The organism is Pseudomonas sp. NBRC 100443 (assembly GCF_030268185.1).
GTDB lineage: Bacteria > Pseudomonadota > Gammaproteobacteria > Pseudomonadales > Pseudomonadaceae > Pseudomonas > Pseudomonas citronellolis.
In genome coordinates this window covers 20,430-39,242 of sequence record NZ_BSQE01000001.1, presented here as the reverse complement: position 1 = coordinate 39,242, position 18,813 = coordinate 20,430, and the positions used below count along the sequence as shown (strand labels likewise).

Genomic DNA, 18,813 nt, shown 5'->3' with positions numbered 1-18,813 from the left:
ATTGGTGCCAGCCCCATGAAGATCGACGACATCGACGCCTTCGTCGCGGTGATCCGCAACGCCTCCCTGAGCCAGGCCGCCGAGAGCCTGGGCCTGACGCAGTCGGCCATCACCCGCCGGGTGCAGAGCCTGGAGGAAGCCCTGGGCGTGGAACTGCTGGACCGCAACACCAAGCCGCTCAAGCCCACCGCCGCCGGCCTGCGCGTCTACGAGCAGTGCCGCCGGGTGCTGCGCGAGGTGGACGGGCTGCGCGAACTGGTGGCCAGCGACACGACGCCAAGCGGCGTGCTGCGCCTGGGCGTGCCGCAGAGCATCGGCGAGGTGGTGCTGCTGGAAGCGCTGCGGCGCCTGGCCGGCGAGTACCCGGAGCTGCGCGCCCAGGTCAGCAGCGGCTGGGGTGGCCACCTGCTGGCGCGGCTGGAGAACGCCGAGCTGGATGCGGCGGTGGTGCTGTTCCCGCCGAGCAAGGTGTTCCCCGACGACCTCGGTGCCACGCCGCTGGGCCGCGTGGAACTGTGCGTGGTGGCCGCCCGCGACAGCGACGTGCAGGCCCGCCGCCTGCTCGACTGCTACCAGCACGGCTGGGTGCTCAACCCCGACGGCTGCGGCTTCCGCGCCGGCCTGCAGCGCGCTCTGGCCGACCAGGGGTTGGGCCTGCAGTTGAACCTGGAGACCTTCGGCAGCGAGCTGCAGCTGGGCCTGGTTGCCGAGGGGCGTGGCCTCGGGTTGGTGCCGGCGCCGGCTCTTGCGCGCAGCCGTTATCGGGAGCAACTGCGGGTGTTGCAGCTGGAGGACTTCCAGCCGCTGATCCAGCTCTGGCTGGTGCGGCCGCGCTTGCTGGGCAACCTGGAGGCGCCGGCGCGGTTGTTCGGCGATGCGGTGGCTGAAGGGTTGGATATGCGGGTGGGGTGAGTCTTACTCATTCGCCCCCTGTAGGAGCGAGCTTGCTCGCGAACAGACTCTCCCGGCAGCGCTGTCGTCTCAGGTCGACTCCGTCCCCTCTCCCCAGCCCTCTCCCTGAAGGGAGAGGGGGCTTGTCCGTGCCGGCTGCAAGCCTGATGTTCGCCGGATACGCCAGAGTTTCCGGCTGACTCCGTAATACCCGTTTCTGCCCAACGGTCCCCTCTCCCTTCAGGGAGAGGGTTAGGGAGAGGGCGCTCTCATGCCTGACACCGGCATGACCGGGAAACTCTGTTCGCGAGCAAGCTCGCTCCTACAAAAGTAAAAAACCTCCCCCGCGCAACTTGCCCAATCCTGAATATGCGTAATTAGCATATTAGAATATGCAAAAAATGAATTTCCATCATGAAGTGCTTGCCTATAGCTTCTAAGAACAACGTCCATAAAGACGTTTTTCTTATAACGAAAGCCGCCGCCCTTATGCAGCGGCCCAGGCGAGGGCAACACAGTGAGCGTGGAAATTCTCGGCATGATCACCGCCACCCCGAGTTCCGAGGTGGACCAGCCGCTGGGGGAGGCGGTGGACGCCGGTTTCGTCCGGCGCTTCGCCCAGGCCCATGAGGACGCCGGTTTCGACCGCGTGCTGGTGGGCTACTTCAGCAATGCCGCCGAGGGCTCCGTGGTCAGCTCCTTCGTCGCCGCCGCCACCCGGCGCCTGGGCATCCTGCTGGCCTACCGGCCCGGAGTGATCGCACCGCCGCTGGCTGCGCGCCAGCTCGCCACCCTCGACCAGTTCAGCGACGGCCGCCTGGCCCTGAACGTGGTCAGCGGCGGCAACGACGAGGACCTGGCGCGCGACGGCGACTACCTCGACCACGACCGCCGCTACGCCCGCACCGACGAATACCTCGACGCCCTGCGGCGTATCTGGACCGCCGAGGCCCCGGTGGACTTCGCCGGCGAGTTCTACCGCTTCCAGGGCGCCTCGCCGGCCGTGCGCCCGCGGCAGAAGCCGCATATCCCGATCTACTTCAGCGGCTCCTCCGACGCCGCCATCGAAGTCGCGGCGAAGCACGCCGACACCTACATGCTTTGGGGCGAGCCGCTGGCCGCCGTCGACGGCCACATCCGCCGGGTGCGCGCCGCTGCCAACGCCCAGGGCCGTGAGCCACGCTTCTCGGTGTCGTTCCGGCCGATAGTCGCCGACACCGAGGAGGCCGCCTGGAAGCGCGCCGCCGAGGTGCTCGAACAGGTGCGCGAGAACCGCGAGCGCCTGGGCTTGCCGCTGCACGACCACCAGCCGCAGAACGTCGGCTCGCAGCGCCTGCTGGCCGCCGCGCAACAGGGCGAGGTGCTCGACACCCGGCTGTGGACCGGCGTGGCACGGCTGACCGGCGCGCGCTGGAACTCCACCGCCCTGGTCGGCACTCCCGAGCAGGTCGCCGCCGCCCTGGGCGAGTACTACCGCCTGGGCGTTTCCACCTTCCTGATCCGTGGCTTCGACCCGCTCGGCGACGCCGTGCGCTACGGCCAGGGCCTGATTCCCGCCATCCACGACCACATCGCCCGCCTGCCGCAACTGCGCCGCGCCGGCTGAGGAGCACCACCGATGAACCTGAAACGACGCCTGCGCGCCACCTTCGCCGCGCTGCTGCTGGGCGCGCCCCTGGCCCAGGCCGCCGACCTGCCGACGCTGCGCGTGGGCGACCAGAACTACTACAACGTGCGCGCCTCCATGGAGGCCTCCGGGGTGCTCGAAGGCGCGCCCTACACGGTCGACTGGAAGCACTTCCAGTCCGCCGCGCCCGTGGCCGAAGGGCTGCAGGCCGGGGCGCTGGACCTGGGCTTCCTCGGCGACTCCGGGTTCATCTTCCTGGCCGCCAAGGGCGCGCCGGTGAAGCTCATCGGCGTGTCGCGGCAGAACCCCGACACCATCGCCCTGCTGGTGCCCAGGGACTCGCCGGTGAAGAGCATCGCCGACCTCAAGGGCAAGAAGGTCGCCTACTGGCCCGGCGCCTGGAGCCAGCAGTTGACCCTGCGCGCCCTGGAGAAGGCCGGCCTGCCCAGCGACTACGTCGACTTCGTCAAGCTGATGCCCATCGACGCCGCCGCCGCCCTGCCGCGCGGCAGCATCGATGCCTTCCCGGTGTGGGAGCCGTACATCTCGCAGCAGATCGTATTCTCCGGCGCGCGACCGATCCTCACCGCCCGCGACCTGATGCCGGGGCTGTCGAGCATCGCCGTCAACGCCGCCTCCATCGAACCCAAGCGCGCGCAGATCGCCGACTTCCTCGGCCGCCTGCAGAAGGCCCGGGCCTGGGTCGAGGCGCACAAGGAGCAGTACGCCGACATCTGGGCGAAGAAGGCCAACCTCGACCCGGCCGTGTCGCGCCACTGGATCGGCCAGGCCGGCATGAGCGTCGGTCCGGTGGACGCCCAGGCCGCCGCCGACTACCAGGGCACCGCCGACTTCCTGCTGCAGACCGGCGCGCTGCCCAAGGCCTTCGACACCGCCAGCGTGATCGACCCCTCCTTCGCCAACGCCTTCCATTGAGCACAGGACGCAACCCCATGAGCATCCAGTTCCTCGGCATGATCGGCCACCGCCTGGCCTCCGAGACCATCGCCCCGGCCGGCCCGATCCTCGACAAGCAGTACATCGCCGCCTTCGCCCGCGCCCACGAGGAGGCCGGTTTCGACCGCATCCTGGTCGGCTACTGGTCCGATCAGCCCGATGGCTTCCTGGTGGCCGCCACCGCCGGCCTGGCCACCTCCAGGATCAACTTCCTGCTGGCGCACCGCCCCGGCTTCGTCGCCCCGACCCTGGCCGCGCGCAAGCTGGCGACCCTCGAGCACCTGCTCGACGGGCGCCTGGCGGTGCATATCATCAGCGGCGGCAGCGACGCCGACCAGCGCAAGGACGGCGACTACCTCGACCACGACCAGCGCTACGCCCGCAGCGACGAGTTCATCGAGGTGCTCAAGCGCACCTGGACCAGCGCCGAGCCCTTCGACTTCCACGGCGAGCACTACCGCGTGGAACAGGCCTTCTCGGCCATCCGCCCGCAGCAGAAGCCGCACATCCCGGTGTATTTCGGCGGCTCCTCGGAGGCGGCGCTGAAGGTCGCCGGCAGGCAGGCCGACGTGTTCATGCTCTGGGGCGAGCCCCTGGCCCAGGCCGCCGAGACCATCGCCGCGGTGCGCGAGCAGGCGCGGCAGAACGGCCGCGAGGTGGAGTTCAGCCTGTCGTTCCGGCCCATTCTCGGGCGCACCGAGGAGGAGGCCTGGGCCAGGGCCGAGGCGATCCGCGCGACTGCCAGCCAGCGCCTGGGCGAGGCCGGCTTCCCCAAGGGCAAGCCGCAGAGCGTCGGCGCCCAGCGCCTGCTCAAGGCGGTGGAGCAGGGCGACCGCGTCGACGAACGCCTGTGGACCGGCATCGCCAAGCTGGTCGGCGGCGGGCACAACTCCACCGCGCTGGTCGGCACCCCGGAGCAGGTCGCCGATGCGCTGTTGGCCTACTACGACCTGGGCGTGCGCAGCATCCTCATCCGCGGTTTCGACCCGCTCAACGACGCCGTGGAATACGGCCGCGAGCTGATCCCGCTGACCCGCGCCAAGGTCGCCGAGCGCGAGCGCCGGCGTGCCACGGCCTGAGCCCATGAGCAACTTGCAGAGCCCATCGCTGGCGCTCAACGACCTGCTGCCGGCGCTCACCCGGCAACTGGCCGAGAGCGCCGAGGCCTACGACCGCAGCGGCGACTTTCCCCACGCCAACCTCGCCCTGTTGCAACACCACGGCCTGCTCGGCCTGGCCCTGCCGCAGGCGCTCGGCGGCCCCGGCGCCGACCTCGGCGAACTGCGCCGGGTGGTCGGCGCCGTGGCCCGTGGCGAACCCTCCACCGCGCTGGTGCTGTGCATGCAGTACCTGCACCTGCGGCGCCTGGCGGACAACCCCGGCTGGCCCGAAGCGCTGAAGCGCCGCGTGGCCCGCGAGGCGCTGGAGCAGGGCGCGCTGATCAACAGCCTGCGGGTGGAGCCGGAGCTGGGCTCGCCCTCGCGCGGCGGCCTGCCGCAAACCGTGGCGCGGCGTGACGGCGAGTGCTGGCGGCTGTCCGGGCACAAGCTCTATACCACCGGCATTCCCGGGCTGACCTGGCTGGCGGTGTGGGCGCGCAGCGACGAGCCGACGCCGCGGGTGGGCGCCTGGCTGGTGCGCCGCGACAGCCCCGGCATCCGCATCGTGGAAAGCTGGGACCACCTGGGCATGCGCGCCACCGGCAGCCATGAGGTGATCTTCGAAGAGGTGCCGGTGCCGCTGGAACACGCCGTCGGCCTCTACCCCCACGACCAGCCGCCGGCGCCGGACGAGGCCGTGCTGCGCGACTTCGCCCAGGCCAGCGCGGCGCTGCTCGGCGCGCTCTACGACGGCATCGCCGGTGCCGCCCGCGATTGGCTGCTGGGCTGGCTGCGCGAGCGCGTGCCGGCCAGCCTCGGCGCGCCCCTGGCGAGCCTGCCGCGGGTGCAGGAAGCGCTGGGCGCCATCGACGGCCTGCTGCTGCAGAACCGCCTGCTGCTCGACGCCGCCTGCCGCGAGCGGCTGAGCGCCAGCGAGGCGGGGCTGATCAAGGTCGCCGTCACCGACAACGCGGTGACGGTGGTCGAGAAGGCCCTGGAGCTGAGCGGCAACCACGGCCTGAGCCGGCACAACCCGCTGCAGCGCCACTACCGCGACGTGCTCTGCGGGCGCGTGCACACCCCGCAGAAGGACAGCGTCTGGATCGCGGCGGGGAGGGCGGCGCTGAGCCCCTGAGCCCGTGCGATCACCCGACAACAACGACGGCAATATCGGCGACCGCACCGGCGGAACGGATAGCCCCAAGACAACCCCTGGCTTCCGTGCGAAGCCGCCTGGAGATTGCCCCATGAAACGAACCCTGCGTGTTTTCGCCGGCCTGCTGGCCGCGACCTTGCTGGCCGGCGCCGCCAGCGCCGCCGAACCCGTCACCCTGCGCCTGGGCGACGTGAAGGGCGACCGCTATGCCGCGCTGCGCGCTTCCGGCGAGCTGGACAACCTGCCGTACAAGCTGGAGATGTCCGCCTTCCCCTCCGGCGCCCCGGTGCTCGAAGCGCTGAACGCCGGCGCCCTGGACATCGGCTTCACCGGCGACATCCCGTTCCTCTTCGTCTATGCCGCCGGCGCGCCGCTCAAGGCCGTGGGCGCCTGGCACTTCAACCCGGCGACCGTGGCGCTGGTGGTGGGCAAGGATTCGCCGATCCACTCGGTGGCCGAGCTCAAGGGCAAGCGCATCGCCGTCAACCGCGGCGGCTGGGGCCACTTCATGGCCCTGGGCGCGCTGCGCCGCGCCGGGCTCAAGCCCGAGGACGTGACCTTCTCCTTCCTCGGCCCGGTGGACGGCCGCGCCGCCCTGGTGCGCGGCTCGGTGGACGCCTGGGTGCCCTGGGAGCCCTACACCTCCAGCGCCGTGCTGCTCGACCAGGCGCGGGTGATCGACAACGGCGACGGCATCATGACCGGCTACTCCTACGCCCTGGCCAGCGATGCCGCCATCGCCGGCAAGAAGGCCGCCATCAGCGACCTGCTGACGCGCCTGGCGCGCGCCCAGGTCTGGGCCCTGCAGCATCCGGACGCCTTCGCCGCGGCGCTGGCCAAGGACCTGAACATGCCCCGGGAGGTGACGCGCCGCTGGGTGGGCGAGGCGCGCATCAGCCCCGTCGTGTTCGATGCGAACATCGCCGCCACGCTGCAGAAGGCCGCCGACTTCTTCCACGGCGAGGGCGTGCTGCCCAAGGCGCTGGACGTCGCCCCGGCGTTCGATTTCAGCCTGTCCGCCGGCGCCGCCGAAGTGGCCCGCCAGCTACCCGCCGACCTTACCGTCGGCCAGCGTTGAGGAGCCTCGCCATGCGCAAGATCCTCAGCCTGTTCCTGCTGCTGTGCCTGGCCGCCGGCCAGGCCCTCGCCGCCGAGCGCGTGACGCTGCGCCTGGCCGACCAGAAGGGCAACATGCGTGCCCAGCTGGACGCCGCCGGTGCGCTCAAGGGCCTGACCTACGACATCCAGTGGTTCGAATTCCCCGCCGCCGCGCCCCTGGCCGAAGCGCTCAACGCCGGCGCGGTGGATGCCGGCATCATCGACGATGCGCCCCTGCTCTTCGCCCTGGCCGCCGGCGCCCAGGTGAAGGCCATCGCGGTGGACAAGTCCGACCCCTACGGCACCGCCGTGATCGTCCGCGGCGACTCGCCGCTGCATTCGGCGGCGGACCTCAAGGGCAAGCGCATCGCCACCGGGCGCGGCTCCATCGGCCACTTCGTGGCGCTCAAGGCGTTGGCTTCGGCAGGCCTGAGCGAGAAGGACGTGGAACTGCGCTTCCTCGGCCCGGTGGACGCGAAGATGGCACTGGCCAACGGCTCGGTGGACGCCTGGGCGACCTGGGAGCCCTACACCGCGCTCTCGGAGACCGCCGACAAGGCGCGGGTGCTGGTCAACGGCCGCGGCCTGTGGGCTGGCAACAGCTTCCTCGCCGCCACCGACAGCGCCCTGGCCGACCCGGCGAAACGCGCCGCCCTGCAGGACTACCTGCAACGCCTGGCCGGCGCCCAGCGCTGGGCCTACGCGCACCTGGACGAGTATTCGCGCAGCCTGGCGAAGATCATCGGCTTCCCCGAGGATGCCGCGCGCCTGCAGTTCGAGCGCCGGCAACTGCGCTGGCAGGCGCTGGACGCCCAGACCCTCGCCCAGCAGCAGGAGACCGCGGACTTCTACCAGGCCCATGGGCTGATCCCGCAGCGCCTGGACGTGCAGCCGACCTTCGCCGCGGGCTTCGCGGTGGAGCAGGGGCCGGCCGTTGGCCAGCGGCAGCCCTGACGGTTCTCAGCTAAGGCAAAAAGGTTATTTAACCTTGCCGCACTGCTTGGATATGGTTCTAAGTGCCGCCCCGGCCGCGCCTCGTGCGCGGCGCAACGGGGCGCCGCCGAACCCCTTCGCTTCAGTCTTCCCGCGCGCCATTCGCCCAGGCACTGATTCCGTCGTCCCGAGGTGCCCATGAGCGTCGCCCCGCCCCGGCTGGCTCCCGCCGAGCCGTTCCCCCAGCCCGCCGTCGCCGGGCCCGTCGCCTGGGCCCGCGCCCTGCGCGAGTCCGGGTTGCTGCGGCTGTCGCTGCCGGCCCAGCTGGGCGGCGCCGGCAGCCCCTGGCGCGAGGTCCTGCAGGTTCTGCGCGACCTCTGCGAGCGCGACGGCGGCCTGGCCCGGCTGTTCGCCGTGCACCACCTGCAACTGACCCGCGTGCGCCTGCTCGGCAGCCGCGAACAGCTGCAGCGCCTGTTGCACCTGAGCCTGCTGCGCGAGCCGCTGTGGGGCGCCCTGGGCGAGGACGATGGCCAACTGCTGCGGGCCGAGGAACACCTGCGCGGCGGCTTCCGCGTCAACGGCGCGCAGTGGGATGCCTTCACCGCCGAGGCGGCCGACTGGCTGCTGCTGCGCGCCTGGCACGCGCCCAGCGGCGACTTCCTGCTGGCCGCGCTGCCCAGCGCGCGGGCGGGCCTTGCGCTGCGCGCCGGCGCCCACTGCCAGGGCCTGCGCCTGCACCCGGAGGACATCCTGCTGCCGCCGGGCCTGGCGGCCACGCCGCGGCGTGTGCTCGGCGACGGCCTGGCGCAACTGCTGCAGGCCAACGTCGCCCTGGGCCTGGCGTTGCAGGCCGCGGACAACCTGGACCTGCCCGAGGCCTCGGAACTGTCGCGGCTGCTCGGCCTGGGCCTGGTGCTCAGCGAGCAGGCCGCCCGGCAGTTGGACGAGGACATCGAGGCGGGCGCGGCGCTGGCCTTCGGCCGCGCCAGCCACTTCGCCAACCTCGCCGCCCAGGCCCTGGCGGTGGCCCGCCAGGCGGCCCAGGCCAGCCTCCGCGCGGAGGGCGTGAGGGCCCGGCTGCTGGGGGCTGCGCACTGATGGCGGGATGAATCCGCGCGGTATTAGTTAAGAACTAAAAATTATTTATTTCTTATTTTTTATGCCTGTAATCTCTGCTTCACCGGACCACCGGACTCATCCAGAACACCTGACACCAGTCCAGTGGTCCGTCCTCGCTCTGCAGGCGGCCGCCCCGTACCCGAGGAGCCGTACCCATGTCCCGCAGCCCGTTCCTGCGCCGTTTCGCCGTCGGCCTCGCCGCCTCCGCCGCCCTGCTGGGCGCCCTGGGCGCGCACGCCGAAGGCACCCTGCGCATCGGTTTCCAGAAGTCCTCCACCCTGCTGACCATAGTCAAAGCCCAGGGCACCCTGGAGCGCGAGCTGGGCAAGCAGGGCATCAAGGTGTCCTGGCATGAGTTCCCCAGCGGCCTGCCGCTGCTCGAATCGCTCAACGTCGGCAACGTCGACCTGTCCGCCGACGTCGCCGACACCGTGCCGGTGTTCGCCCAGGCCGCCGGCGCGCAGCTGACCTACTTCGCCCGCGAGACGCCGTCGCCCACTGCGCAGTCGATCCTGGTGCCGGAGGATTCGCCGCTGAAATCCCTGGCCGACCTCAAGGGCAAGCGCGTGGCCGTGACCAAGGCCGCCGGCAGCCATTACCTGCTGATCGCCGCATTGGCCAAGGCCGGCCTGAAGTTCTCCGACATCCAGCCTGCCTACCTGACCCCCGCCGACGGCCGCGCCGCCTTCGAGAACCACAAGGTGGACGCCTGGGTGACCTGGGACCCCTACGTCGCCAGCGCCCAGCGCCAGCAGCACGCCCGCGTGCTCGCCGACGGCCAGGGCCTGGCCAGCTACCAGCGTTACTACCTGGCCTCCAGTGACTACGCCAAGGCCCACCCGCAAGTGCTCGGGCAGGTCTTCGCCGAGCTGCAGAAGACCGGGCGCTGGGTGAAGCAACACCCGGCCGACGCGGCCAAGCTGCTCGGCCCGCTGTGGGGCAACCTCGACGCCGCCACCGTGGAGCGGGCCAACGCCCGCCGCAGCTACGACGTGCAGCCGGTGCGCGCCGACGGCCTCGACGAGCAGCAGCGTATCGCCGATGCCTTCTACGCCGAGGGCCTGCTGCCCAAGCCGGTGGACGCCCGCGCCGTGCAGGTCTGGCAGCCGGACCTGGCGCGCAACTGAAGCGAATTTCCCGCCGCTCCGCAAGGGGCGGCCCGTCACGGCCCGGCCGGCCGCCCCGAATGCATTTCCAGGAGCACCCCATGAAACGCACCTTCGCCCCGCGCCGCCTGCTGGCCGCGCTCGCCCTGGCCGGCGTCGCCGGCATCGCCCAGGCCGACATCACCCTCGGCTACCAGACCGGCGTGGACCCGACCAAGGTCCCGCAGGCCGACGGCACCTACGAGAAAGCCATCGGCGAGAAGCTCGACTGGCGCCGCTTCAACAGCGGCCCGGAAGTGGTCGCCGCCATCGCCTCGGGCGACGTGCAGCTCGGCAACCTGGGTTCCAGCCCGCTGGCCGCCGCCACCTCGCGCGGCCTGCCGATCGTGGCCTTCATCGTCACTGCGCAGATCAACGCCGCCGAGGCCCTGGTGGTGCGCAACGGCAGCAGGATCGAGAAGCCCGAGGACCTGGTCGGCAAGACCATCGCCACGCCCTTCGTCTCCACCTCGCACTACAGCCTGCTGGGCGCGCTCAAGCACTGGAAGATCGACCCGACCAAAGTGAAGATCGTCAACCTCAACCCCACCGAGATCGCCGCCGCCTGGCGCCGTGGCGACATCGACGGCGCCTTCGTCTGGTCGCCGGCCCTGGGCGAGATCAAGAAGAGCGGCAAGGTGCTGACCGACGCCGCGGAAGTGGGCAAATGGGGCGCGCCGACCTTCGAAGTCTGGGTGGCGCGCAAGGACTTCGCCGAGAAGCACCCGGAGGTGCTGGCCAAGTTCGCTCGCGTGACCCTCGATTCCTTCGCCGACTACAACGCCCACAAGGCCCAGTGGACCGCCGATTCCGAGCAGGCGAAGAAGATCGCCCGGCTGACCGGAGCGGCGCCTGAGGACGTGCCCGAGCTGCTGGCCGGCAGCGCCTTCCCCGAGACCAAGGAACAACTGTCCAGCGCGCTGCTGGGTGGCGGCACCGCCAAGGACATCGCCGGAACCGCGGCCTTCCTGAAAGAGCAGAAGCGCGTGCCGTCGGTGCTCAAGGATTACTCGCCCTACGTCAGCGCGGAGTACGTGCGCCAGGCGGAGAGCGTGCAGGTGGGGCAGCGCTGAGAGTACTGGGAAGCCCGCTGAAGAGTCCCTCTCCCCAGCCCTCGCCCTGAAGGGAGAGGGAGCCGTCCGTCGCCAGGCCTGGGCACCGATTCCCGGGGATGGCACGGGTAGCCCCCTCTCCCGCTTGCGGGAGAGGGCGGGGGGAGAGGGTGCTCCAGCGAGCCACTTCTTACCCTGCGGAGGGCAGAAACATGAGCCGTCTGACGGCCGAGGCCGTGAGCCTTTCTTTCCAGCAGCATGGCCAGACCCGGCGCGTGCTGCATGAGCTGACCCTGGACGTGGCCAAGGGCGAGTCCCTGGTGGTGCTGGGCCCCTCCGGCTGCGGCAAGTCCACGCTGCTCAACGTCCTGGCCGGGTTCCAGAAGCCCGACCGCGGCCGCGTGCAGATCGACGGCCGGACTCTCGAAGGCCCCGGCGGCGAGCGTGGCGTGGTGTTCCAGGACGACGCCCTGATGCCCTGGCTGGACGCCCTCGACAACGTCGCCCTGGGGCTGCGCATCCGCGGCCTGGGCCGCGCCGAACGCGAGGTCCGCGCCCGCGAGGTGCTGGCCCTGGTGGGCCTGCAGGAGCACGCGCATTACCGCGTCTCGCAGCTTTCCGGCGGCCAGCGCCAGCGCCTGGGCCTGGCCCGTGCGCTGGCGGTGGAGCCGGACTTCCTGCTGCTGGACGAGCCCTTCGGCGCCCTCGACGCGCTGACCCGCGAGCGCATGCAGGTGCTCACCCTGGACCTGTGGCGCAAGACCGGCAAGGGCCTGTTCCTGATTACCCACAGCGTCGACGAGGCGCTGTTCCTGGCCACCGACCTGGTGGTCATGGATGGCCCGCCGGCGCGCATCGTCAAGCGCCTGCGCCCGGACTTCGCGCGGCGCTACGCGGCCGGCGAGCCGGTGCGCTCGATCAAGGCCGACCCCGAGTTCGGCCGCCTGCGTCAAGAGTTGTTGGATGAGTTCCTGGAAGAGCCGGAGGCCGAACATGCCCACTGACACCCTCAGCGCCAAGCTGCCCACCCGCCGTCGCGCCAAGCCTGCCCGCCCGCGCGACGCGCGGCGTTGGGCCGCCGCCGGGAGCATCGCCGCACTCGCCGCGCTCTGGTGGTTCGCCACCCATTTCGGCTGGGTCGACACCCTGTTCCTGCCGGCTCCCGAGCAACTCTACGAAGCTTTGCAGCGGGTGCTCGCCGAAGGCTACGTCGACGCCACGCTGTGGCAGCACATCGGCACCAGCCTGCTGCGCGTGCTGCTGGCCCTGGGCGCGGCGGTGCTCACGGCGATTCCGCTGGGCATCCTCATGGGCCTCAACCCGCTGGTGGGCGCCGCGCTCGACCCGCTGGTGGAGTTCTACCGGCCGATCCCGCCGCTGGCCTACCTGCCGCTGATCGTCATCTGGTTCGGCATCGGCGAGCTGTCCAAGGTGCTGCTGATTTACCTGGCGCTGTTCGCCCCGCTGCTGATCGCCACCGCCGCCGGCGTGCGCCGCGTGGACAGGTCGCGCATCCAGGCGGTGCGCTGCCTGGGCGCCAACCGCTGGCAGGTGGTGCGCCACGTGGTGCTGCCCAGCGCCCTGCCGGAAGTCCTCACCGGCCTGCGCATCGCCCTGGGCGTGGGCTGGTCGACCCTGGTCGCCGCCGAGCTGATCGCCGCCAACCGCGGGCTGGGCTTCATGGTGCAGTCGGCGGCACAGTTCCTGGCGACCGATGTGGTGGTGCTGGGGATTCTGCTGATCGCCGGGATCGCGTTGAGCTTCGAGGTGGGCTTGCGCTGGTTGCAGGGGCGGTTTGCTTCCTGGGAGTAGGGCCTGGAGCTGGGGTAAGAGCAAGAGCCCCTCTCCCTAACCCTCTCCCTGAAGGGAGAGGGGACTGATCGGAGCTGCCGGCTAGCTCGGCGCTCGACGAATACACCGAACGGCTCCCTCTCCCGCTTGCGGGAGAGGGCTGGGGAGAGGGTGCTCTTCCCTGCACAGAACACGAGAGAGAAAAGAAATGACCACCCTGACCCTGGCCCCCCTCAGCCCCGCCCTGGGCGCCGTAGTCTCCGGCATCGACCTGCGCCAGCCGCTGGACGACGCCCAGCACCAGGCCATCGAGCAGGCCCTGCTCACCCACCAGGTGCTGTTCTTCCGCGACCAGCCGCTCACTCCTTCGCAGCAGGCCGCTTTCGCCGCGCGCTTCGGCGACCTGCACATCCACCCGATCTACCCCAGCGTGCCCGAGCAGCGCGAGGTGATCGTGCTCGACACCGCCGTCACCGACGTGCGCGACAATGCCATCTGGCACACCGACGTGACCTTCCTGGAAACCCCGGCCCTGGGCGCGGTGCTGGCCGCCAAGCAGTTGCCGCCCTATGGCGGCGACACCCTCTGGGCCAGCGGCATCGCCGCTTTCGAGGCGCTGTCCAAACCCTTGCAGCGCCTGCTCGACGGCCTGACCGCCACCCACGACATCAGCAAGTCCTTCCCCCAGGAACGCTTCGGCGCCACCGACGCCGACCTGGCGCGGCTGGAGGAGGCGCGCAAGAAGAACCCGCCGCGCTCGCACCCGGTGATCCGCACCCACCCGGTCACCGGGCGCAAGGCGCTGTTCGTCAGCGACGGCTTCACCACCCGCATCAACGAGCTGTCGGCGGCCGAGAGCCGGGCCATCCTCGACCTGCTGTTCGCCCACGTCGCCCGCCCGGAGTTCACCGTGCGCTGGCGCTGGCGCGAGAACGACGTGGCCTTCTGGGACAACCGCGTGACCCAGCATTACGCGGTGGACGACTACCGCCCGCAGCGCCGGGTGATGCACCGCGCGACCATACTCGGCGACAAGCCGTTCTGACCCCCGCACGCCAACCCTTGCCCTTGTAGGAGCGAGCTTGCTCGCGAACCGCCTCGTGCCGAAGCTGTTCGCGAGCAAGCTCGCTCCTACGAAAAGCGGGGGGCGTCGCCTGGGCGACATTCGGTGACGTGGGCGCGCGCGCCGCTCTGGCCTAAGCTTGGCAGGTTGCCTTTCAGAGACTTCCTTCCATGCTCGAACGGATTCCGGACGAATCGAACCTCGCCGAACTGACCCTGCGCGGGCTCATCCTCGGCGCCCTCATCACCGTCGTCTTCACCGCCTCCAACGTCTACCTGGGCCTGAAGGTCGGGCTGACGTTCGCCTCCTCGATCCCCGCCGCGGTGATCTCCATGGCGGTGCTGCGCTACTTCTCCGGCTCGAACATCCTGGAGAACAACATGGTGCAGACCCAGGCCTCGGCCGCCGGCACCCTGTCGTCGATCATCTTCATCCTCCCGGGGCTGCTGATGATCGGCTACTGGGCCGGCTTCCCGTTCTGGCAGACGGCGGCCATCTGTTCCATCGGCGGCATCCTCGGGGTGCTCTACACCATCCCGCTGCGCCGGGTGATGGTGGTGCAGAGCAGCCTGCCGTACCCCGAGGGCGTGGCGGCGGCGGAAATCCTCCGTGTCGGCAGCCATGACGAGGAACACCCGCAGGCCGGCGACGGCAACAAGCCGGGCCTGCGCGACATCCTCGCCGGCGGTCTGGTGGCGGCGCTGTTCAGCCTGTTCAGCAGCGGCTTCAAGCTGCTGGCCGAGGGCTTCAGCTTCTGGATCAGCGCCGGCCAGGCGGCCTTCCGCCTGTCCACCGGCTTCTCCCTGGCGCTGGTGGGCGCCGGCTACCTGATGGGCATCACCGCCGGCATCGCCATCCTCATCGGCGTGGTGATCGCCTGGGGCGTGGCGGTGCCGCTGCTCACCGTGAACAGCACCCTGGCCGCCGGGCAGAGCCTGCCGGAACTGGCCAGCAAGCTGTGGAGCAGCCAGGTGCGCTTCCTCGGCGCCGGCACCATAGGCGTGGCCGCGCTCTGGACCCTGGCCACCCTGTTCAAACCCATGGTGCAGGGCGTCTGGGCCTCGCTCGGCGCCATCAGCGGACGCGTCGAGGCCAGCGACCTGCGCACCGAGCGCGACATGCCGGCGGCCTGGATCCTGGCCATCGCCGCCTTTCTGCTGGTGGTGCTGTTCGTGGTCTTCGCCTACTTCCTCGGCCAGGCCGCGCCGGACCTCGCCGGCTTCGCCTTCTGGGGCCTGGTGGCCACCTGCGTGGTGTTCGCCTTCTTCTTCGGCTTCCTGATCGCCGCCGCCTGCGGCTACATGGCCGGCCTGGTGGGTTCCTCCAGCAGCCCGATCTCCGGCATCGGCATCATCGCGGTGATCCTGGTGTCGCTGCTGATCCTCGGCGTCGGTTCGCTGGAGACCGGCTTCCTCGACCGCGAGGGCGGCAAGCTGGCGATCGCCCTGGCGCTGTTCACCACCTCGGTGGTGCTGGCCATCGCCGCCATTTCCAACGACAACCTGCAGGACCTCAAGACCGGCTACCTGGTCGGCGCCACGCCCTGGCGCCAGCAGGTGGCGCTGATCGTCGGCTGCCTGGTGGGCGCGCTGGTGATCCCGCCGGTGCTGGAGCTGCTGTACAACGCCTATGGCTTCACCGGTGCCCTGCCGCGCGAGGGCATGGACCCCGGCGCGGCCCTGGCCGCGCCCCAGGCGACGTTGATGACCGCCATCGCCAGCGGGATTTTCCATAACGCGCTGAACTGGAACATGATCCTCATCGGCGTGGCCCTGGGCATCGCCCTGATCCTCGTCGACGTGCTCCTGCGCCGCACCGGCAAGGCCAGCCTGCCGGTGCTGGCCGTGGGCCTGGGCATCTACCTGCCGCCGACCATCGGCATGACCCTGGTGGTGGGCGCGGTGCTCGCCTGGCTGCTGGAAAGCGCGCTGAAGAAGCGCGCCCAGGCCGCCGGGGTGGACGAGGAGAAGTACGCCGACCTGCCGCGCCGCCGCGGCGTGCTGCTGGCTTCGGGGCTGATCGTCGGCGAGAGCCTGATGGGCATCCTGCTCGCCGCGCTGATCGGCACCAGCGGCAAGGACGCGCCCCTGGCGCTGGTCGGCGCCGGCTTCGAGGACACCGCGCAGTGGCTGGGGCTGCTGGTGTTCGTGGTGGTCTGCGTGCTGTTCCACCGCCAGGTGCTGGGCAAACGCTGATACAAACGCAGGCTTGGTCGATCGGGGATGTGTGATATATGTTATCGATATCACATATGGAGGGCGCCATGCGTACCCTGGTCGACATCCCTGCCGAACACCTTGAAGCGCTCAATGCCCTGGGCGAGCAACAGCAGCAATCGCGCGCCGCGCTGATCCGCGAGGCGGTCGCCGAGTACCTGGTCCGGCACCGCCGGCAGGATGCCGAGGCCGCCTTCGGTCTGTGGAACGGCAGCGCCGGCGACGGCCTGGCCTACCAGGAGAAGGTGCGCGAGGAATGGTGAAGGCGCTGTTCGACACCAACGTCCTCATCGACTACCTCAACGGCCACGAACAGGCCCGCGACGAGTTGCGCCGCTACGATGACCCCGCCATCAGCATCGTCACCTGGATGGAGGTGATGATCGGCGCCACGCCCGCCACCGCCGCGGCCACCCGCGCCTTCCTCGACAGCTTCGCCCTGGTGCCGCTCGACGCGCCCGTCGCCGAGCGCGCCGTGGCGGTACGCCAGGCGCTGCGGGTGAAGCTGCCGGACGCCATCATCAAGGCCAGCGCCGAAGTGCAGGGGCGCCTGCTGGTCACTCGCAACACCAGGGACTTCCCCGTCGACGACGCCGGCGTGCGCCTGCCCTACCGGCTCTGAGCCCCGCGCCGGGCGAACCACAGGCTGGAGAAGGCGTAGGCGACGAACCAGCCGATGTTGATGCCGGCGCCGCGCAGCCAGGTGCCCAGCGGCTCCGCCAGCACGGCGGGGGCGAAGTGGCCCAGCACCCCCAGGCTCAGCGGGTTGAGCAGCAGCGCGCTGCTGCGCGGCAGACGCGTGCGCCCGCAGGCGATGGCCAGGGTGAGCACGCCCAGCCCGGCCACCAGGCCGCCCACCGCCGCCACCCAGGCGATCATCAGCAGGCGGTGGAACTGCTCGCCCAGCGCCAGCAGCGCCGGGTGGGCGTCCGCCGGCACCAGCAGGAGGGTCTTGTAGACCATCCCCAGGTGGTAGAAGGCGGCGTGGCCCAGCGGCGAGTAGGCGTTGCCGCAGACCAGCAGGGCGAACAGCGTCCAGGCCATCCAGCCCCGGCCGCGGGCGACCAGGAACCAGTGCCAGGCGCCGAGCAGGTACAGCGGCATGGCCAGCACCGCCACCAGGGCGCCGAAGGCCAGGCGCGGCTCGCTGTTGGGCAGCATGTAGTCCAGGCCTTCGAAGCTGATGCGCGCCAGGTAGTTCTGCAGCGGCGGGTAGTCGGCGAGGTTGGCCCGGGCGCCGAGCAGCCCGGCGTCGCCGATCATCCAGAACACCGCGGCCAGCAGCCCGGCGTAGCCGCACAGGCGCAGGGCGCGGTCGCCGTAGATCGGGTTCATGGCGACGGCCTGCGGGCGCGGGCCAGCGCCGCCAGGATCACCGCCAGGGGAACGCCCAGGGCGAACCAGGACAGCGCGTCCCAGGGGCCGTCGCCGACCAGCGCGGAAACCAGCCCCACCAGGCTGAGCACGGCCAGCGCCAGGGGCCAGCGGAACACCCTCCACAGGTTGCGCTTCATGCCTCGCCCTCCGCGGCCAGGTGCCCGGCCTGCAGGTCGGCCAGGCGTTTCTCCAGGGTCTTGCGCCGGGCGAACCACAGGTACAGGCCGCTGCCGAGGACGACGATGGCCACCAGGTCGAGCAGCGTCCAGACGATCTTTAGCGGCAGCCCGCCGTAGTCGCCGAAGTGCAGCGGCTGCGAGAGGAACAGCGTCTTCACGTACAGCGGCATCTCGCGGATGTCGGTCAGCTCGCCGGTCTGCGCATCCACCAGGGCCGGCTTGAGCAGGCGCTTGGTCAGCGGCGTGGCGCCGTGCATGAACACCGCGTAGTGGTGCTGGCTGCTGAACTGGGTGCCGGGGAAGCCGATGAAGCTCATGGTCATGTCCGGCGCCGCCGCCTGGGCGGTCTGCAGAGCCCTGTGCAGCGAGCCGTTGTCGGCCATGGGCGGCGCGTCGCGGTAGGGCGCGGTCATCTCGGCCAGCTGGTCGCTGCGCCAGAGCATGAGGATCGGCAGCGCCAGGGTGTTGATCACCCCGGTGGCGCCCACCACCAGCACCCAGGCCAGGGTGACGATGCCCAGCATGTTGTGCAGGTCCAGCCACTTCACCCGGCGGCTGCGCCGGGTGCGCACCGCGGCGAAGTCGAGCTTGCGCATGAAGGGCGTGTAGACCACCACCCCGGACACCAGCGAGGCCAACAGCAGCAGCCCCATGAAGCCGAGGAACAGATAGCCGGGCAGGCCCATGAACAGGTCGGTGTGCAGCTTGAGCATCAGGTACATGAAGCCGCCGGGCGGCGGCTCCGGGTCGAAGAACTCGCCGGTGCGCGCGTCGAACGGCTGCACGTGGCCGATCTCCGGCGGCGGCACCAGGCTGGGCGCGGTGATCACCGCGCCCAGCGGCTCGTCGGGGTCGAACACCACGAAGCGCACCACCTCGCCCGGGCGCGCGGCCAGGGCGCGGGCCACCACGTCGTCGTAGTCGATGCGCGGCGACTCGGCGGTCAGCGGCTTGAGCTCCGGGTGCGGTTCCAGGTAGTGCTCGATCTCCTCGTGGAAGATCAGCGGCAGGCCGGTCAGGCACAGCAGCAGGAGGAACAGCGTGGACACCAGGCTGGTCCACTTGTGCACCAGGTACCAGGTGCGCAGGGCTTTCGCGGTCATGGG

At 70.6% G+C, this 18,813-nt stretch carries 19 protein-coding genes; 16 read left to right on the top strand and 3 right to left on the bottom strand.

Annotated elements, in window-relative coordinates:
- Window positions 1-15 precede the first annotated feature (15 nt).
- From QSJ95_RS00175 to QSJ95_RS00100, 16 genes are all read left to right on the top strand, one after another.
- Window positions 16-912, top strand: a complete 897-nt coding sequence (locus QSJ95_RS00175) for a LysR family transcriptional regulator (RefSeq protein WP_285638976.1) — start codon at window positions 16-18, stop codon at window positions 910-912.
- Window positions 913-1,408: 496 nt separating this feature from the next.
- On the top strand, window positions 1,409-2,497 hold the full coding sequence (locus QSJ95_RS00170; protein WP_502945253.1) for an LLM class flavin-dependent oxidoreductase: 1,089 nt from the start codon (window positions 1,409-1,411) through the stop codon (window positions 2,495-2,497).
- Window positions 2,498-2,509: 12 nt separating this feature from the next.
- Complete coding sequence (locus tag QSJ95_RS00165) at window positions 2,510-3,454, top strand: ABC transporter substrate-binding protein (RefSeq protein ID WP_285638973.1); 945 nt, start codon at window positions 2,510-2,512, stop codon at window positions 3,452-3,454.
- A gap of 17 nt (window positions 3,455-3,471) precedes the next feature.
- Window positions 3,472-4,554 carry an LLM class flavin-dependent oxidoreductase gene (locus QSJ95_RS00160; RefSeq protein ID WP_058488300.1) on the top strand — a complete coding sequence of 361 codons (1,083 nt, stop codon included), beginning with the start codon at window positions 3,472-3,474 and terminating at the stop codon, window positions 4,552-4,554.
- A 4-nt stretch (window positions 4,555-4,558) separates the two neighbouring features.
- Entirely contained in the window at window positions 4,559-5,710 is a 1,152-nt protein-coding gene (locus QSJ95_RS00155) for an acyl-CoA dehydrogenase family protein (RefSeq protein WP_285638970.1), read from the top strand.
- Between the two features lie 112 nt (window positions 5,711-5,822).
- The gene (locus tag QSJ95_RS00150) at window positions 5,823-6,809 is read left to right on the top strand and encodes an aliphatic sulfonate ABC transporter substrate-binding protein (protein ID WP_285638969.1); all 987 of its coding nucleotides are present in this window, start codon (window positions 5,823-5,825) and stop codon (window positions 6,807-6,809) included.
- 11 nt (window positions 6,810-6,820) lie between these two features.
- A complete protein-coding gene (locus tag QSJ95_RS00145; RefSeq protein WP_285638967.1) occupies window positions 6,821-7,783 on the top strand; it encodes an ABC transporter substrate-binding protein in 963 nt (320 codons plus the stop codon).
- 177 nt (window positions 7,784-7,960) lie between these two features.
- The gene (locus QSJ95_RS00140) at window positions 7,961-8,863 is read left to right on the top strand and encodes an acyl-CoA dehydrogenase family protein (RefSeq protein WP_061562853.1); all 903 of its coding nucleotides are present in this window, start codon (window positions 7,961-7,963) and stop codon (window positions 8,861-8,863) included.
- Window positions 8,864-9,039: 176 nt separating this feature from the next.
- Complete coding sequence (locus QSJ95_RS00135; protein WP_285638964.1) at window positions 9,040-10,011, top strand: aliphatic sulfonate ABC transporter substrate-binding protein; 972 nt, start codon at window positions 9,040-9,042, stop codon at window positions 10,009-10,011.
- A gap of 80 nt (window positions 10,012-10,091) precedes the next feature.
- The gene (tauA, locus tag QSJ95_RS00130) at window positions 10,092-11,102 is read left to right on the top strand and encodes a taurine ABC transporter substrate-binding protein (RefSeq protein ID WP_058488306.1); all 1,011 of its coding nucleotides are present in this window, start codon (window positions 10,092-10,094) and stop codon (window positions 11,100-11,102) included.
- A 191-nt stretch (window positions 11,103-11,293) separates the two neighbouring features.
- The gene (locus QSJ95_RS00125; protein ID WP_285638962.1) at window positions 11,294-12,085 is read left to right on the top strand and encodes a taurine ABC transporter ATP-binding protein; all 792 of its coding nucleotides are present in this window, start codon (window positions 11,294-11,296) and stop codon (window positions 12,083-12,085) included.
- Window positions 12,075-12,893, top strand: a complete 819-nt coding sequence (locus tag QSJ95_RS00120; RefSeq protein WP_285638961.1) for an ABC transporter permease subunit — start codon at window positions 12,075-12,077, stop codon at window positions 12,891-12,893. Before QSJ95_RS00125 ends, QSJ95_RS00120 begins: the two co-directional genes overlap by 11 nt.
- Window positions 12,894-13,080: 187 nt before the next feature.
- A complete protein-coding gene (gene tauD / locus QSJ95_RS00115) occupies window positions 13,081-13,917 on the top strand; it encodes a taurine dioxygenase (RefSeq protein ID WP_064584511.1) in 837 nt (278 codons plus the stop codon).
- 188 nt (window positions 13,918-14,105) lie between these two features.
- Entirely contained in the window at window positions 14,106-16,130 is a 2,025-nt protein-coding gene (locus tag QSJ95_RS00110) for an OPT family oligopeptide transporter (RefSeq protein ID WP_285638959.1), read from the top strand.
- A 68-nt stretch (window positions 16,131-16,198) separates the two neighbouring features.
- Window positions 16,199-16,414, top strand: a complete 216-nt coding sequence (locus QSJ95_RS00105) for a ribbon-helix-helix domain-containing protein (protein WP_009613188.1) — start codon at window positions 16,199-16,201, stop codon at window positions 16,412-16,414.
- Window positions 16,408-16,773, top strand: coding sequence for a type II toxin-antitoxin system VapC family toxin (locus QSJ95_RS00100; protein WP_058488309.1), 366 nt, complete (start codon window positions 16,408-16,410; stop codon window positions 16,771-16,773). Before QSJ95_RS00105 ends, QSJ95_RS00100 begins: the two co-directional genes overlap by 7 nt.
- On the opposite strand, the gene QSJ95_RS00095 is transcribed toward QSJ95_RS00100, so the two are convergent.
- Genes QSJ95_RS00095 through QSJ95_RS00085 form a run of 3 tightly spaced genes read right to left on the bottom strand, consistent with a single transcriptional unit; the run spans window position 16,761 to window position 18,810 of the window.
- A complete protein-coding gene (locus QSJ95_RS00095) occupies window positions 16,761-17,486 on the bottom strand; it encodes a DUF6796 family protein (protein ID WP_285638952.1) in 726 nt (241 codons plus the stop codon). The genes QSJ95_RS00100 and QSJ95_RS00095 overlap by 13 nt on opposite strands.
- Window positions 17,483-17,665: a hypothetical protein gene (locus QSJ95_RS00090; RefSeq protein ID WP_043318704.1), complete on the bottom strand. Its 183-nt coding sequence runs from the start codon at window positions 17,663-17,665 to the stop codon at window positions 17,483-17,485. Before QSJ95_RS00090 ends, QSJ95_RS00095 begins: the two co-directional genes overlap by 4 nt.
- On the bottom strand, window positions 17,662-18,810 hold the full coding sequence (locus QSJ95_RS00085; RefSeq protein WP_285638947.1) for a PepSY-associated TM helix domain-containing protein: 1,149 nt from the start codon (window positions 18,808-18,810) through the stop codon (window positions 17,662-17,664). Before QSJ95_RS00085 ends, QSJ95_RS00090 begins: the two co-directional genes overlap by 4 nt.
- Between the last annotated feature and the right edge of the window lie 3 nt (window positions 18,811-18,813).